The sequence below is a fragment of the Actinokineospora iranica genome (genome assembly GCF_900101685.1).
In the GTDB taxonomy this organism is placed as follows: Bacteria; Actinomycetota; Actinomycetes; order Mycobacteriales; family Pseudonocardiaceae; genus Actinokineospora; species Actinokineospora iranica.
Genome location: NZ_FMZZ01000003.1, coordinates 126213 through 142447 on the forward strand (window position 1 = coordinate 126213; position 16235 = coordinate 142447).

Here is a 16235-nt window from a genome sequence, read left to right on the forward strand (position 1 = left end):
GCTCCCGCGCTCCCGCGCTCCCGCGCTCCCGCGCTCCCGCGCTCCCGCGCTCCCGCGCTCCCGCGCTCCCGCGCTCCCGCGCTCCCGCGCTCCCGGCGTCATGGCATCCAGCCCGACTGCACCCACCTCGCACCCGAACCGCCCCTCACCTCGTCCCCAACCTCACCTCGGCCTTCGTTCCCACTTTCTTCCCTTCGCGCGCCTTCGTCTCTGCGCCTTGCGTCGCCCCCGATTCCGTCTCAACCTTCCTCAACTTCACCCCCACCCGCGCCTCCGCCCCAATCACCCGCACCTCGTTCAACCCGGCTTCCACTCCACCCACTCCTCCCCACTCCAGCCCGGCCCCGCCGCAGTCGCTGCCGAACCTCGCCGATCCGGTCGCGTTTGCCCCTCCACCGCTCTTCGTCGGCCCGGTGGCATCAGCCACCAGCCCCACGACGCCTTCGGGCCTACCCAGCTGCCAGGAGCCAGGCACGCCGACGGGATTCAGACCTGTTTCGGTGCGCTGACCCCACCGCTGACCAGCGGGGACAGGTGTGCCGGGCTCGCCACGCTCGGTACTCGGTGGCCGGATGGCTTGCTCGATCCAGGTTGCCCGCTAGGGTCGGACTCCGTGAAAGCCGTACGTCGATTCACCGTCCGCGCCGGGCTCCCCGAGCCGCTCGCCGATCTCGGCACGCTCGCCACCAACCTGCGGTGGACGTGGCACCCGCCGACCCAAGACCTGTTCGCCGCCGTCGACCGTGAGATCTGGGAGCGGGTCGGCGGCGACCCGCTGCACCTTCTCGCCGAGGTGCCAGCCGAGCGGCTGGAGCGGTTGGCAAGCGACGAGGCATTCCTCGGCAGAGTCGCCGAGGTGTCCGGTGACCTGCGCCGCTACCTCGGCGAGCCCCGGTGGTACCAGCGCCGCGAAGGCGAACTGAACGGCAGCCGAATGCCGGGCTCGATCGCCTACTTCTCGATGGAGTTCGGCGTCACCGAGGCTCTCCCCAACTACTCAGGCGGTCTCGGCGTCCTCGCGGGCGACCACCTCAAGGCAGCCTCCGACCTCGGTGTGCCGTTGATCGGTGTGGGCCTGCTCTACCGCTCAGGCTACTTCCGACAGTCGCTGTCACTCGACGGTTGGCAGGTCGAGCACTACCCGGTCATCGACCCGAACGGCCTCCCGCTCGAACCGCTCACCGAGCCGTCCGGCGCCCCGATCCTGGTGCACGTGGCCATGCCCGGCGGCCGGGTGCTGCGCGCCCGGATCTGGAAAGCCCAGGTCGGACGCGTGCCGCTGCTTCTGCTCGACTCGGACATCGAAGAGAACTCCGACGATCTCCGCAGCGTCACCGACCGCCTGTACGGCGGCGACCAAGACCACCGAATCCGCCAGGAGATCCTGGCGGGCATCGGCGGCGTCCGGGCCGTCCGCACCTACTGCGAGCTGACCGGCATATCGCAGCCCGAGGTGTTCCACACCAATGAGGGCCACGCGGGCTTCCTCGGTCTCGAACGCCTGCGCGAACTGGTGTCCGGTCAGGGCCTGGACTTCGACCAAGCCCTGTCCGCGGTGCGTGCGGGCACGGTGTTCACCACCCACACTCCCGTGCCCGCGGGCATCGACCGCTTCCCGGTCGACCTCGTGCAGCATTACTTCGGCGATGGCACCCTCCTTCCTGGCATCGACCTCCGTCGTGTTCTCGCGCTGGGAGCGGAAGAGAACGCGGGCATGTTCAACATGGCCCACATGGGCCTGCGGCTCGCCCAACGGGCCAATGGCGTCTCCCAACTCCACGGCGCCGTCAGCCGCAGCATGTTCGGTGGTCTCTGGCCCGGCTTCGACACCGACGAGGTCCCGATCTCGTCAGTGACCAACGGCGTTCACGGACCGACCTGGGCCGCACGGGAGATCACCGCGATCGTCGGCGACCCCGAGGCGATGGTGGGGGAGGACGGCCACGACAGTTCCCAGGTCACCGACGCGCGGCTGTGGGAACTGCGCTGTGGGCTGCGCGAGCGCCTGGTCGGCGAGGTGCGCCGCCGGGTCCGCGCGGCCTGGCTCCAAAGGGGCGCCTCGTCGCTGGAACTGGGCTGGACCGACTCGGTGTTCGACCCCGACGTGCTCACTGTCGGATTCGCCCGCCGTGTTCCCACCTACAAGCGCCTCACCCTGATGCTGCGCGACCCGGACCGGCTGCGGGCCCTGCTGCTGCACCCCGAGCGGCCGGTCCAGCTTGTGGTCGCGGGCAAGTCCCACCCCGCCGACGACGGGGGCAAGGCGCTTATCCAGCAGATCGTCCGTTTCGCCGATGATCCGCAGGTGCGTCACCGCATCGTGTTCCTCCCTGACTACGACATGTCCATGGCTCGCTATCTCTACTGGGGCTGCGACGTCTGGCTCAACAACCCGATGCGCCCGCTTGAGGCTTGTGGCACGTCCGGGATGAAAGCCGCCCTCAACGGTGGCCTCAACCTGTCCATCCGGGACGGATGGTGGGACGAGTTCTACGACGGCAGCAACGGGTGGGCGATTCCCACCGCGGACGGCGTCAACGACCCGGTCCGCCGGGACGACCTGGAGGCGGCCGCGCTCTACGAATTGCTCGGATCACAGGTTGCTCCTCTCTACTACGACCGGGACAGCGGCGGCGTGCCCGTCCGGTGGATGTCGATGGTTCGGCACACGCTGGCCTCGCTCGGCCCACAGGTGCAGGCGTCGCGCATGGTGCGCGAGTACGTCGAGTCGGCCTACGCGCCCGCGGCCACGGCAGGCGCGCTCGCCCAGTCCGACGACTTCCGTGTCGCCAAGGACCTCGCCGAGTACCGCAACCGGTTGGCGGGCGCGTGGCCGCACATCCGGGTGATCGACTGCGAACTCGGCTTGGACGACGGCCACACACCGGTGATCGGCGACCGTGTCCATGTCCAGGCCACAGTGGACCTCGCCGGACTCGACCCGTCCGACGTCCAAGTCCAAGCAGTGGTCGGCCGAGTCGGCGACACCGACGAACTGAGCGACGTCGTCACCGCCGTGATGCACCCGGTGGCTGAAAACCGCTACTCGACGGAAATCCTCCTGCCGCACGCGGGAGCACTCGGGGTGACGGCCCGCGTGCTGCCTAAACACGGCCTCCTTGCGACGCCTGCGGAGCTGGGCAAGGTGGTACTCGCCTGACTTCGTGACCGGCTCCGCTTCTTGGTGAGAAGCCGCAGAGCGCGCCGCCACACGTCCGCACGTGTGGCGGCGCGTTTGTCGTACGTCCTGCACGACTGGCTGGATGTCGGCTTCGGGGCCACTGCCCGGGCGTTGGACCCGAAGGGTGGAGGTGAAATCGCCCGCCCTACGTCTTGAAAGCGGACGTGGCCATGGGGAAATGCGCGTCCGATACCCCGCGGGCGCCGCGGCGCAACCGTGCTGGAGTGGCGCATGACCACCCGCCATTGCCCCCGGTGGAGAGCAACGGTTCTATTGGCGTGACCGCCGAGGCGATTACTCGGTCCCCAACTTTCACAGGCATCGCGTCTACTGGTCGGGCTGATACTTCGGCTGCCTTCCTCGCCTACCGGACGACACGGGTATCGAGTCGATCGCTGAGGGACCGTCACGCACAAGGCCGGTGTTGGAGGCACCCCTTTGGGCGTCGGCGCTTGCCCGGACTGCTGAAGTTGAACCCCGGGCAGGTGTTCGGGACCTTCCCTCGGTCCAAGGTTGGTCGACGTGCGCACCGCAGACTCCAGTGCCGTGTCCGGTCCCGGATCGCCTAGCCGATCTTCAAGTTCATGGACGAGGAGCACTCTTGGACCGGACATTGCGTCGTCCAAGTCCAACGGTGTCGGTGGCGCCTGGTCAACGTCTTGGCGACTGCTCGCTCGAACTTTGAGCGGCGTGTGGATGGATGTGTTGGTGAAGTGGGTCATGCCATTGATGTTGGCACGGCTCCCGCTGTTTTTCGACCAAGTGGCACGATCGAGTGAACATGCGTTTTCGCACTTCATCGGGGGCTTCTAGTGGCTACTATCGAACGTGTGTTCGCAGCTTCACGGCTGTGCTCACCTCGACGAGATGATGCGATTGGAGCGACACATGCGATGGACAACACTGTTCGCGTTCGTGCCCGCGCTGGGGCTAGTAATACTACGCCGGGCTGACATCAGGCGATATCGAGCCTGCTTCGAGTCGTGGCGACGCGCGGCCACCAGGGGACGATTTTCTCCGCTTCGGCGATCGCCTCCCGAGCGGCGCGGTTGTCTCCTGCTGCCATGTGCGCCCTCGCCAGAGTCGCCAGGTCGTCGGCTCGTCCCAGTCGGTCATCACACGAATCCGCCGAGAGCCTCGCGAGGGAAATCGCTCGATCCGCGTTTCCCTGCAACAACTCGCGCAGGGCCAATGTGCCGTTGAGCTTGTAGGACGGGTAACCCAGTGTCTCCGCGTTCTCCAAGGCTTGGGTGGCGGTGTTCAGTCCCAGTTGCGCGTCGAGTTGTCCGTCCTCGACTGTCGCGCAGGCCAGTCCTGCGAGCGCGGCAAACGATACCGCCGCTTCCTGGGGCGTCTGGTCTGGATCCCCGGCAAGGGGCATGGCCAGCATCAGGGCCTCCGCGTAGCGGCCTCGGGCTTGGAGCACCAAGACGCGTGCCGCGGTGGCGGTGCGGAGGTTGGGGTAGGTGTCCGCGAGTCGGGCTGCCAACTCGGTGGCCAAGTCCAAACGGCCGTCCTGGGTCGCGTCCACCGTTTGGCCCACGAGTGGTGCGGCGTCGAGTTGTTGAGCCTTGACCCCGGTCAGTCTGAGCAGATTCAGCAAGAGCCAGCCAGTCGAGGTCGAACCAGGGGTTTTCCTTGGGATGAGCGCGTGGACGACAGTGAGGGCGCAAGCGGAGGTGAAGCCGATTGAGAACCCGCTGGGTGACGTCAAAGCGGTTGTGGTCGCGACACTGGAACAAGCCAATCCGAGTAGAGCCGAACATAGGGCCGAGCCCCACATCCGTTTCCGGGCAGGAGCCTTGCCTGGGCCGACCGAGACCGAAAGGAGGAGTGGGAGCGCACGCAAGACCACGACTCGTCGTGGGGTCGTCCAGTCGGCGATGCGGGAACCTACGCCGATGACGACCTTGTGCACTCGGGCACCGAGAACCAGTGCGCCGACCAGCATGCCGATTTGGAGAGAAAGGGGACCTGATAGGAGGCCGCTCACCGCGCCGAGGACGCCGAGTCCGGCTTCGGTCGCCGAGCCTGTTGCCAAGCCGACCACTGCGCTGGGCACGGTCGCTAGCAGGAGGACAGGGTGGCGCAACACTCGGAGGACCCGCACGGGTAACTGACGCGCGGTTTGGCTGCGCGGTTCCCTTGTCGGGGAGCGGACTGCGGCGTTTGCGCGGCGAGCCGCGCATGCCGGGCAGCGCAAGGTGGGCCGCATACCGGGCAGCGCATGGTGCACCGCATGGTGGGCCGCGCATAATGGGCTGGTTCACCTCTCGGCCAAGGCGTCGCGGCTGACGTCTAGTCGATCAGGAAGTCTCCCGGGCTGTGATCACGCGACGGCGGGTTGATGCACTGGTTCGTTGGCATCGTGTCTGGTTGAGGTCGGGCGTTGAGGCACGCGGGTTGTCAGGCGGCTGAACCGCTTGGCCAATGCCAGGGAGCGGGGATGCGGGCAGGGCAGCGAGTGGCTGTTGGACGGGGCGTCGGGGCTAGCCCGTTCTCGGAGGACATCGCTGAGAACACGGCGACCACCTGGTTATTGGGCTGGCCTGGGGGAGTTGCCTTGGAAGTTGCTGGAGCTAGGGAATGGAGCTCTGGCTGGATGTCGAGCGTGGAGTGGGTGGGTCGCTGGGGGTGGGCGTGGTTAGCGCGTCGCGGGAGAGGGGAGGTGGGTTAGTGTCCGGTTCATGTTCGTGAAGGTCTGCGGGTTGCGGTCGGCGGCTGATGTGGCGGCGGCGGTGTCGGCGGGAGCCGACGCTGTGGGATTCGTGTTCGCCGAGAGTGTGCGGCGGGTGGAGGTCGCTGAGGCGAAGGCGCTTGCTTCCGGAGTGCCGTCGGAGGTGTTGACGGTCGGCGTGTTCAGTGGGATACCCGCTGGGCGTGCCGGAGAGATGGCATTGACGGCGGGACTGGGCGCCATTCAGTTGCACGGTGACTATCCGCGGGAGGCATTCGCCGAGTTGGCCGATTTGCCGGTGCGGCTTATCCGGGCGACGACCCTGAAAGAGAGCACCGACGTGCGGGCCGGTGGTTGGGGTGAGGACATGTTGCTTTTGGACTCGCCGGTGGCGGGGTCGGGGCAGCGGTGGAACCTGGCCAGTCTCGACGGCGCGCGGCCGAGCGGAAAGTGGATGTTGGCGGGCGGATTGCGGGCGGACAACGTCGCGGACGCGGTTCGGGCGGCGCGGCCGTGGGGTGTGGACGTGTCGAGTGGCGTGGAGGTGACTCGGGGCGCGAAAGACCCCGGGCTCATCCGGGACTTTGTGACCACGGTCCGGCAGTTGGCGGCCGCTGGCTGACGTTCGGCGAAGCCTTGTTTCGCGGCTTCTGCCTCGGTGGTGGCGAGCGCTGTGGTCGCCGCGGATGAGCGTTGCGGCGGCGGCCTGCCGAGGGCGTGTTCCCGGCGCTCTGGGACGAGAGCGGTTCCGCGCGAACGTGGAAAGCGGAATGCGATCGACGGTGGGGGAAAGGAGTTGGCTGGGCGGGATGCAAGCGTTTGCTCAGCCAGCGCTGGTCGGCTGAAGGGAGTTGGACGGGGTTACGGGATCGCGGGTGTGCCGCCATCTCTGACGGGAAGGCCTGCCGCCCGCCAGGCTCGGAAGCCGCCGATCAGGTCGGTGGCGTGGGTGAGGCCGACCCGCTTGAGGTCTCGGGCGGCGAAGCTGGAGGCGTAGCCCTCGTTGCACAGGACGATGACGGTGCTGTGCTCGGTGAAGCCATCGATTCGGTGTTCGCCGTGCGGGTCCAGGCGCCATTCGAGATGGATGCGTTCCACCGGGATGGAGCCGGGGATCTCGCCTTCCTCGGCCCGGTTGGCGAGGGGGCGGATGTCGATGAAGACCGCGCCCTCCTCGCGGAGACGGTTGGCACGGAGCGGGTCGACCCGATCCAGTTCGGTGCGGGCCAACTCCAGTTGGTCGTCGACGGCGCTCACCGGACGCTCCTGGGGATCGGCAGGGCGGGGATGTCGTCGGGGACATCGCGCAGGCTGGCGTACTCGCGGGTGGGGACCAGCGGGGGTGAGTAGGCGTGCACGCTCGCGGCCCGGGTGGCGGACAGGTTCTGCACCTGGTGGGCACGGCCCTGGCCGAAACCGAGTGACGCGCCGGTGGTGTGCAGCTGGTTGCGGATCGGGCCGGAGGGGTAGCGGTAAGTCTCCGCGAGAGCGCCGAGCAGCACCGTGAACGCGCCCGACGCGCCGCCGTGGTCGTGGGGAGCGGTGCCCTGGCCGGGAAGCCAAGACAACAGCCACAGCTCGATCTCAGCGGTCAGGGCCAGCCGGGTCCACCAGCGCCGCGGGCTCGAGAACCGCACCGTCTCGATGAGCGTGGGGCGCAGTTCCTCGACCACGGACGAGGTCAGGTCGCGCAGTTCCGTCGGAGCCCACAGGGGATCACGCGGGGCGAGCAAAGTCCGCAGGCGCGGCACGTCGAGTCGGGGGTGGATGTCCAGGTTCGTGGTCGAAGTCGTCACTTTCGCTCCTCGTTCGTGTCCAATATCGACAACGGAACGCGGCGAATCGGCTCAAGCCGGGAAAACGGGTGAGCCGAAACACCGCGTGGCGGTACAGCCGCACGAGGCCACTAAGTGGAGATCAACCGTGCGGTCGCGCCACGAGAACAACGACCTTGTCACGCCGCCATGCTGGCACGGCCGGTTTGACCGTCTCCAGTCGTCTCACGTACTGATACGGGGAGCGCGCAACAGCAGCAATGTGCGTCCGGTGAGCACTATTCGCTTTTCCGGGGGCAGCGGATCATCGTCTGCGGGGACTCCGCGTGGGGTGCCGCTGTCCAAAACCGGGATGAACCGGTCGGCGTAGCGGTCGCCGGGCAGGGTGACCTCGACCTGATCGGCGCCCGCGTGCAGGATGAGCAGCCAGGAGTCGTCCGCGACCAGTTCGCCCTCACGGTTGCGGGAGACGCATTCCGAACCGTCGATCCACATCCCGATGGTGCGGCGGGACTCGTCGAACCAGTCCTCCTCGGTCATCGGCAGGCCGTCAGGACGGAACCACACCAGGTCGGGCTCACCGGACCGAGTGGGCCTGCCGTCGAAGAACAACGGTTGGCGCAGGGCGGGGGAATCGGCGCGCAACGCGATCAGTCGGCGGGTGAACGCGAGCAGGTCGTCGCTGCGCTTGTTCGCGTTCCAGTCCACCCAGGACGTCTGGTTGTCCAGGCAATACGGGTTGTTGTTGCCGTGCTGGGTGCGCCAACGCTCGTCGCCCGCGGTCATCATCGGGGTGCCGGTCGACAGCAACAGGGTGCCCAGCAGGTTCCGGGCCTGCCGGTCGCGCAGGGCCAACACCTTCGGGTCGCCGGTCTCGCCCTCGGCGCCGCAGTTCCACGAGCGGTTGTCGTTGGTGCCGTCCGCGCCGTGCTCCCCGTTCTCATGGTTGTGCTTGTGGTCGTAAGAGACCAGGTCGCGCAGTGTGAAGCCATCGTGGGCGGTCACGAAATTGATCGACGCCCAAGCGCGCCTGCCGTTGGCCGCGTACAAATCGGACGATCCGGAAAGGCGGTAAGCGAGATCACGGAGACCGGTGGCGCCGCGCCAGAAGTCGCGGGCTCCGTCGCGGAAACGACCGTTCCATTCGGCCCACTGGACGCCGAAACCGCCCACCCGGTAGCCCTCGCCCGTGGCGTCCCACGGTTCGGCGATCAGTTTGCGGTTGGACAGCAGCGGGTCCGTGGTGATCGCGGTCAGCAGCGCGGCGTTCGGGTCGAACCCGCCGCCGCCCGGCCTGCCCAGGGCGCTGGCCAGGTCGAGGCGAAACCCGTCGACGCCCAGCTCTTCGGCGAAGTAGCGCATCGAGTCGGTCACCAGCCGCACCACCGTGGGCGAACCGGGGTCGAGGGTGTTGCCGCAGCCGGTGAGGTCGATGTCGTGCCCGTGGTCGTCGATCAGGTAGTACGCGGGCGCGTCCAAGCCGCGCAGCGACAGGGTCGGGCCGGCGACCCCGCCCTCGCAGGTGTGGTTGTAGACGACGTCGAGGATCACCTCGATACCGGCCGCGTGCAGCGCGGCCACCATCGTGCGGAACTCCTCGACCTCGCGGCCGGGCCGACAGGCGTAGCCCGCGTGCGGGGCGAGGTACCCGAGGGTCGAGTAACCCCAGTAGTTGTGCCTGCCCGAGCGCAGCAGCAGCGGCTCGTCGGCGAAGGTGTGCACCGGCAGCAGCTCCACGGCCGTGACGCCGAGGCGCAGCAGGTAGTCGACGACCGCGGGGTGGGCCAGGCCGAGGTAGGTGCCGCGCAGGTGCTTGGGCACGTCCGGGTGAAGCTTGGTGAACCCGCGCACGTGCAGCTCGTAGATCACAGTCTCTTCGAACGGCACGTTCGGGCGCTGACCCGTGTCCGGACCGCCCAACGAGGTGACGACCGACAGGGGCACCGAGCCCAGCGAGTCGATCCGCGAGGGTCCCCCGGTCATCGGGTCGCCCCGGTAGCCGCGGGTCGCGGCCAGGTCCGACACCGTGCCCGCGATCCGGCGGGCGTACGGGTCGACCAGGAGCTTCGCCGGGTTGCACCGGATGCCTCGGGATGTGTCGTACGGGCCGTGGACGCGGTAGCCGTAGCGCTGCCCGGGGGTCACGCCCGGGACCGTGCTGTGCCAGATGCCGAAGGTCCGCTCGGTCAGTTCGATGCGCTGCTCGACCGGCCCGTCGTCGCCGTCGGCGATGAGGCACAGCTCCACCGCCTCGGCCACCGACGACGCGACGGCGAAGCGCACCCCGCCTGCCTCGGGGTGTGCGCCGAGCGGAAACGGATGACCGGGCAGCGGACGTGGATCTGAGTGCGACACATCTCCATCCTGGACTAGCGGACTCACGCGATCGAGGAGCCGGGCGGGGGACAGTCCAGCCGCTGTTACCGGGTGCCGGAAATCCGCAGGGTGACGAAAGGGCGTAGACGCTCAATGACCAGGCGATTCGGGCTGAACCGACCAGTGGTTGGTCGCTTAGCGTGACGACATGTGCCTATGGCTGGGACCGGGACGACTTCGCAGGCGGGGGTGTGGGAGCCACCGGTGGGAGATTCGCGGGAGTTGGCGACTGGAGGACCTGCGCACGTGAGCGGGGCTGCGGGGACCGCCGAGGTGGGCTGGAGGTCGCCGAGGTAAAAGGTGGGAACGGCGTTAAGCGCGGTGGCGGTAGTGGATGCGGGCAGCGGTGGGCGAGCAGGCGCGTGCAGCCGCGTCGGTTGGGGTGGGTTCGGGGACCTGGGTGGGGGATTGCGCAGAGGGCGCTGACCAGAACCAACCCGGCCCGGAGCGCGGATCCGGACTGAGATGGGCTTGGACCGGCAGGTGTGGGAGCCGGTTCGCCGAGTGGTCGTGGGGGATTGATCGTCTGGGCCGCTGAGCGGCCGCCGGACGGCCGGGATCGCGGTGTCCGCTGTGTGTGTCGAGGCCATCGCGGGCGTTTTTGTCGTCGTGTGCCGCCGGTCGGGGCCGCCGTTGTGCGGTCGGTGAAAACGGGCGCACGGGTCGGCACGAGCGCAGCGCGGGGCAACGGCAGAATGGCGCCCGTGACCGCGCAGACTCAGGCCAGCACCGGACCGGACGCACACGATGACCTGGTGGTGCACATGGCGGACGTTGGAGTCCGCCGTGGCACCAACGACCTGCTCAAAGAAGTGAACTGGAGCGTCGAGCTCGACGAGCGCTGGGTGATTCTCGGCAGCAACGGCGCGGGCAAGACGACCCTGCTGCGGCTCGCCGGGGCCGAGTTGCACCCCACCACCGGCGTCGTGCACGTCCTCGGTGAGCGCATGGGCCGGGTCGACGTGTTCGAGCTGCGCACCCGGATCGGCTTCGCCACCGCAGCGCTGGGCGGGCGGGTGCCCCCGGCCGAGAAGGTGCTCGACGTCGTGGTCAGCGCGGGGTACGCGGTGCTCGGCCGGTGGCGTGAGGAGTACGACCAGCTCGACACCGGCCGGGCGGCTGAGCTGCTCAAGGCGATGGGTATCGCGGCGCTGGCCGACCGCGAGTTCGGCACGCTGTCCGAGGGCGAGCGCAAGCGCACGCTGATCGCCCGCGCGCTGATGACCGACCCGGAGCTGCTGCTGCTCGACGAGCCCGCGGCGGGCCTCGACCTCGGCGGCCGTGAGGACCTGGTGGCCCGCCTCAGCGAGCTGGCCCTGGACCCGGACGCGCCCGCGACCGCGCTGGTCACCCACCATGTGGAGGAGATCCCGCCGGGGTTCACCCATCTGTTGCTGCTTTCCGACGGCGGGGTAGTGGCGCAGGGGCTGATAGACGACGTGCTGACCAGTGAGAACCTGTCGGCGACGTTCGGGCAGGAGCTGGAGTTGACGCGTTCGGGCGACCGGTACTTCGCCCGCCGCCGGGGCTAGGGTTCTTACCGGCAGGTAACCTTCGGCGATGGCATCGGCACGGTAGGAGGCATGTCCGTGGGTGAGTTCGTTCGGCTTGAGGTAGAGGACGGCATCGGCACGATCCGGCTTGACCGGCCGCCGATGAACGCGATCAACCGGCAACTACAGGCCGAACTGCGCGCGGTTGCGCAGGAGGCGGGCACGCGCGCCGACGTCAAGGCCGTGATCGTCTACGGTGGACCGAAGGTGTTCGCGGCAGGCGCGGACGTCAAGGAGTTCGCCACGATGTCCTATAACGACATTGTGGATTACGCCCCCGAGCTGACTAACTCGTTCTCGGTAGTGGCGAACCTGCCCAAGCCGACCGTCGCGGCCATCACCGGATTCGCGCTCGGCGGCGGGTTCGAGCTCGCGCTGTGCTGCGACCGCCGGATCGCGGGCGACAACGCCAAGGTCGGCCAGCCCGAGATCCTGCTCGGCATCATCCCCGGCGCGGGCGGCACGCAGCGGCTGGCCCGGCTGATCGGCCCGAGCCGCGCCAAGGACCTCGTCTACACGGGACGGTTCGTCAAGGCCGAGGAAGCGCTGTCCATCGGGATGGTGGACCAGGTCGTCGCGCCGGATGATGTCTACGAGGCCGCGAAGCGCTGGGCGAGCCAGTTCACCGGCGGCGCGTCGCGGGCGCTGGCCGCGGCGAAGGCGGCGATCGACGGCGGGCTCGACAACGACCTCGCCAGCGGCCTGAAGTTGGAGACGACGTTGTTCGCGGCCCTGTTCGCCACCGAGGACCGCACCACCGGAATGCGGTCGTTCCTCGAGAACGGCCCAGGGAAGGCTGAGTTCGATGGCCGCTGATCCGACGCCGAACCCGCACGCCACCGCTGAGCAGGTCGAGGCGGCGTTCGCCGACCCCAAGCTCGCGAACGTGCTCTACCACGACTGGGAAGCCGGAACGTACGACGAGAAGTGGTCGATCTCTTACGACGAACGCTGCATCTCCTACGCCACTGGCCGGTTCAAGACAGTCGCGGGTGACCAGGGCTGGCCGTATGAGACCGCGATGGAGCTGGGCAGCGGAACCGGCTTCTTCCTGCTGAACCTCATGCAGGGCGGGGTCGCGAAGAAGGGCTTCGTCACCGACCTGTCCCCGGGCATGGTGCAGGTCGCGCTGCGCAACGCCGAGAGCCTCGGGCTCGACGTCGAGGGCCGGGTCGCCGACGCCGAGCGCATCCCGTACGACGACGACAGCTTCGACCTGGTCGTGGGGCACGCGGTCCTGCACCACATCCCGGACATCCCCGCCGCGTTCGCCGAGATCCACCGCGTGCTCAAGCCGGGCGGCCGGTTCGTCTTCGCTGGCGAGCCGACCAAGATCGGCGACCGGTACGCCCGCAAGCTGGGGCAGGCGACCTGGTGGCTCACCACGAACCTGACCAAGCTCGGCCCGCTGCGGCAGTGGCGCAGGCCGCAGGAGGAGTTGGACGAGTCCTCGCGCGCCGCGGCGCTGGAGGCCGTGGTCGACATCCACACCTTCGACCCGGCCACGCTGGAGGCCACCGCCCGGGACGCGGGCATGGCCGAGGTCCGCGCGGTCACCGAGGAGTTCGCCGCGGCGCTGTTCGGCTGGCCGGTGCGGACCTTCGAGGCGGCCGTCCCGCGCGAGAAGCTCGGGTTCGGCTGGGGCATGTTCGCCTTCCGCACCTGGCAGCGGCTGACCTGGCTGGACGAGCGCCTGCTGCGCAAGATCCTGCCGCGCGAGCTGTTCTACAACGTGCTCGTCACCGGTCGCAAACCTCTCTGACGGCGGTTCTTCGAACGGCGGTGTCCCTGCCCGGGGCGCCGCCGTTCGGCGTTACGGCATTCGGATGAAGCGGGCTGCGCCGACCGCGCCCCGGCGGCTACGTTGTGAACCACAACAAAGTCCGCTCCGGGAGGACCGCGATGCCGCGACTCTGCCCGCCCCGCCGGACAATCGCCCTGCTCGCGGGCGCGTTGGCGCTCACCGCCGGTGTCGCCGTCGCCGAGCCCGCCTACGCGGACCCGACTCGCCCTGCCCAGGCCAGGGTCGACGACCTGCTGCGCCGGATGACCCTGGACGAGAAGCTCGGCCAGATGACCCAAATCGAGCGGTCCGCTCCCGCCGACGGGCAGGACATCGCCGCCTACGGGATCGGCTCGATCCTCTCCGGCGGCGGTTCCACGCCCACCCCGAACACGCCCGAGACCTGGGCGGACATGTACGACGCCTTCCAGCGCACCGCGCTTTCGAGCAGGCTGGGCATCCCGATCATCTACGGCGTCGACGCCGTGCACGGCCACAACAACGTGCGCGGCGCGACGATCTTCCCGCACAACATCGGCCTCGGCGCCGCCCGTGATCCGCGCCTGGTGGAGAGGATCGGGCGCGCCACGGCCGAGGAGGTGACCGGGACCGGCCCGGACTGGACCTTCGCGCCGTGCCTGTGCGTCGCCCGCGACGACCGCTGGGGTCGCACCTACGAGTCGTTCGGCGAGGTTCCCGGCCTGGCGACGGCCAACACCTCGATCATCACCGGGTTCCAGGGCCGTCGGCTCGACGGCCCCGCCTCGATACTGGCCACCGCCAAGCACTTCATCGGCGACGGCGGCACCACCGGCGGCACGGACCAGGGCGACACCCAGATCAGCGAACGGGAACTCCGGGCGATTCACCTGCCGCCGTTCCAGGCGGCGGTGCGCCGCGGTGTCGGCTCGGTGATGGTGTCCTACAGCAGTTGGAACGCCGCCAAGCTGCACTCGAACAGGTACCTGATCACCGACCTGCTCAAGGGCGAGTTGGGCTTCTCCGGCTTCGTCGTCTCCGACTGGCAGGGCATCGACAAGATCGACGGCCAGCCCGGGTTCACCGCGGCGGAGGTGCGCGCGTCGGTCAACGCGGGCGTCGACATGGTGATGGTTCCCTTCGAGTACAAGAAGTTCCTCGCCCTCTTGCGCGCGGAGGTGCAAGAGGGGCGGGTACCGCTGTCGCGGATCGATGACGCCAACCGGCGCATCTTGACTAAGAAGTTCGAGTTAGGCCTGTTCGAGAAGCCGCTTGCCGACCGGCGGTATATCGGGACCGTTGGTAGCCCCGAACACCGTGCGCTCGCCCGGGAGGCGGTCCGCAAGTCCCAGGTGCTGCTCAAGAACGACGGTGTGCTGCCGCTGTCCAAGGACGTGCGGAAGCTGTTCGTGGCGGGCAAGAGCGCCGACGACATCGGCAACCAGAGCGGCGGCTGGACGATCACCTGGCAGGGTGCCAGCGGCGACGTCACACCGGGAACCACGGTGCTGGAAGGAATCCGCGCCACCGTCTCCGCGCGAACGGAGGTGGTGCACAGCATCGACGGCAGCGGCATCGACGGCGGCTTCGACGCCGCCGTCGCCGTGATCGGGGAGAAGCCGTACGCGGAGTTCTTCGGGGACCGGCCGCACGGCCTGTCCCTCGACGCCGAGGACGTGGCCACGCTGGGGAGGCTGACGGCTTCGGGCGTGCCGCTGGTCGTGGTGCTGGTTTCCGGACGCCCGTTGGACGTCGGCGCGCACCTCGGCGACTGGGACGCGCTGCTCGCGGCGTTCCTGCCGGGCACCGAGGGGCAGGGGGTCGTGGACGTGCTCTTCGGCGACCACAACCCGACCGGCAGGCTTCCCTCGACCTGGGCGGCGTTCGACCAGCAGCCGATCAACGCGGGCGACGGGAAGCAGGCGCTGTTCCCGTACGGCCACGGTCTGCGCTACCGGCTTACCGGAGACCGTCCAAGATGAACTCGCGCAGACCGTCCAAATCGGTCTCCAGCGCGATATCGACCGGCCGGAAACCCGGCTCGTCCTCGGCGGCGGTCAGCCGCCGGTCGGCGATCACCGAGCCGCGCCCCTGGCCGAAGCTTGTGTCGACATGGATCGGGACCCTCGTCGTGGTGAGGATTCCGGGGCTGATCGCCTCGGCCACCGCCACCGCGTCGTGCAGCACCGTGCCGTCGAAACCGAGGGACTGGTTGTAGTGCGCGCGGTAGACCGTCGTCAGCGCTTCCAGTTCCTCGCCTAGCGGCCCGGATTCGCGCAACCTGGTCAACCACGTGCCGTCTACCGCGCAGCGGTAAGTCAGATCGATGGGGACCAACACCGCCGGAACGTCCTCTTCGACCAAGACCCGCCGTGCTGCCTCCGGGTCGCACCACAGGTTGAACTCGGCGGCGGGTGTGCTGTTGCCGCCGCGCAGGCCGCCACCCATGATCACCAGCCGGTCGATCTTCTGCTTGAGGTGCGGGTGCGCGGCCAGCAGCAGCGCGATGTTGGTCAGCGGCCCGATCGGCGCCACCGTCACCGGCTCGGGTGATTCGTCGAGCACCCGGGCCAGCAGCGTCACCGCGTCCTCGACCTCGGCGCCCCGGGCGTGCGGCGGCAGGAAGCCGGCGCGCCCGGACAGCCCGTCCTCGCCGTGGACCGCCTTCGCCTCGAACGGCTGCGGGTAGACCAGCGGCCGCGCCGCCCCCGCGCCCACCGGCACGTCCTCCCGCCCGCACAGCGCCAAGACCCGCAGCGCGTTGCGCGTGGTCGCCGCCAGGCCCACATTGCCGAACACGGTCGTCACCGCCAGCAGGTCGACCTCGGGCGAGCGGGCCGCCAGCGTCAGCGCGAACGCGTCGTCCACGCCGGGGTCGGTGTCGATGATCAGTCGGACCATGTCTTCACCT

12 protein-coding genes are annotated in these 16235 nt (G+C 68.9%); 6 read left to right on the plus strand and 6 right to left on the minus strand.

Annotated features, from left to right (window positions below):
- Positions 1–145: 145 nt before the first annotated feature.
- Positions 146–427, minus strand: coding sequence for a hypothetical protein (locus BLS56_RS30505; RefSeq protein WP_139190569.1), 282 nt, complete (start codon positions 425–427; stop codon positions 146–148).
- Positions 428–613: 186 nt separating this feature from the next.
- Between BLS56_RS30505 and glgP the strand changes: the two genes are divergently transcribed.
- The gene (gene glgP, locus BLS56_RS08490; RefSeq protein WP_091449420.1) at positions 614–3160 is read left to right on the plus strand and encodes an alpha-glucan family phosphorylase; all 2547 of its coding nucleotides are present in this window, start codon (positions 614–616) and stop codon (positions 3158–3160) included.
- Between the two features lie 976 nt (positions 3161–4136).
- Here glgP and BLS56_RS08495 read toward each other — a convergent pair.
- Positions 4137–4712, minus strand: coding sequence for a hypothetical protein (locus tag BLS56_RS08495; RefSeq protein ID WP_139190570.1), 576 nt, complete (start codon positions 4710–4712; stop codon positions 4137–4139).
- A gap of 1156 nt (positions 4713–5868) precedes the next feature.
- Between BLS56_RS08495 and BLS56_RS08500 the strand changes: the two genes are divergently transcribed.
- Complete coding sequence (locus BLS56_RS08500; protein WP_091449422.1) at positions 5869–6480, plus strand: phosphoribosylanthranilate isomerase; 612 nt, start codon at positions 5869–5871, stop codon at positions 6478–6480.
- A 239-nt stretch (positions 6481–6719) separates the two neighbouring features.
- Here BLS56_RS08500 and BLS56_RS08505 read toward each other — a convergent pair whose 3' ends face one another.
- From BLS56_RS08505 to glgX, 3 genes are all read right to left on the minus strand, one after another.
- Positions 6720–7115, minus strand: a complete 396-nt coding sequence (locus BLS56_RS08505; RefSeq protein WP_091449423.1) for a rhodanese-like domain-containing protein — start codon at positions 7113–7115, stop codon at positions 6720–6722.
- Complete coding sequence (locus BLS56_RS08510) at positions 7112–7654, minus strand: cysteine dioxygenase (protein WP_091449424.1); 543 nt, start codon at positions 7652–7654, stop codon at positions 7112–7114. The genes BLS56_RS08505 and BLS56_RS08510 overlap by 4 nt, the downstream gene beginning before the upstream one ends.
- A 204-nt stretch (positions 7655–7858) precedes the next feature.
- Positions 7859–9988, minus strand: a complete 2130-nt coding sequence (gene glgX, locus BLS56_RS08515; RefSeq protein ID WP_091449425.1) for a glycogen debranching protein GlgX — start codon at positions 9986–9988, stop codon at positions 7859–7861.
- Positions 9989–10704: 716 nt separating this feature from the next.
- Between glgX and BLS56_RS08520 the strand changes: the two genes are divergently transcribed.
- The 4 genes from BLS56_RS08520 to BLS56_RS08535 all read left to right on the plus strand — a co-directional run bounded on the left by BLS56_RS08520 (position 10705) and on the right by BLS56_RS08535 (position 15306).
- Entirely contained in the window at positions 10705–11541 is an 837-nt protein-coding gene (locus BLS56_RS08520) for an ABC transporter ATP-binding protein (protein WP_091449426.1), read from the plus strand.
- A gap of 57 nt (positions 11542–11598) precedes the next feature.
- Positions 11599–12378, plus strand: a complete 780-nt coding sequence (locus tag BLS56_RS08525; protein WP_091449668.1) for an enoyl-CoA hydratase/isomerase family protein — start codon at positions 11599–11601, stop codon at positions 12376–12378.
- Entirely contained in the window at positions 12368–13324 is a 957-nt protein-coding gene (locus BLS56_RS08530; RefSeq protein WP_091449427.1) for a class I SAM-dependent methyltransferase, read from the plus strand. The genes BLS56_RS08525 and BLS56_RS08530 overlap by 11 nt, the downstream gene beginning before the upstream one ends.
- Before the next feature lie 140 nt (positions 13325–13464).
- On the plus strand, positions 13465–15306 hold the full coding sequence (locus BLS56_RS08535; RefSeq protein ID WP_091449428.1) for a glycoside hydrolase family 3 protein: 1842 nt from the start codon (positions 13465–13467) through the stop codon (positions 15304–15306).
- On the opposite strand, the gene BLS56_RS08540 is transcribed toward BLS56_RS08535, so the two are convergent.
- Positions 15284–16225, minus strand: a complete 942-nt coding sequence (locus BLS56_RS08540) for a nucleoside hydrolase (RefSeq protein ID WP_091449429.1) — start codon at positions 16223–16225, stop codon at positions 15284–15286. The genes BLS56_RS08535 and BLS56_RS08540 overlap by 23 nt on opposite strands.
- Positions 16226–16235 lie beyond the last annotated feature (10 nt).

Excerpts from the sequence above, each read along its gene's own strand:
- BLS56_RS08540 (WP_091449429.1), bottom strand. The coding sequence starts at position 16,225 with ATGGTCCGACTGATCATCGACACCGACCCCGGCGTGGACGACGCGTTC.
- BLS56_RS08500 (WP_091449422.1), top strand. The coding sequence starts at position 5,869 with ATGTTCGTGAAGGTCTGCGGGTTGCGGTCGGCGGCTGATGTGGCGGCG.
- BLS56_RS08520 (WP_091449426.1), top strand. The coding sequence starts at position 10,705 with ATGGCGCCCGTGACCGCGCAGACTCAGGCCAGCACCGGACCGGACGCA.
- BLS56_RS08535 (WP_091449428.1), top strand. The coding sequence starts at position 13,465 with ATGCCGCGACTCTGCCCGCCCCGCCGGACAATCGCCCTGCTCGCGGGC.
- BLS56_RS08530 (WP_091449427.1), top strand. The coding sequence starts at position 12,368 with ATGGCCGCTGATCCGACGCCGAACCCGCACGCCACCGCTGAGCAGGTC.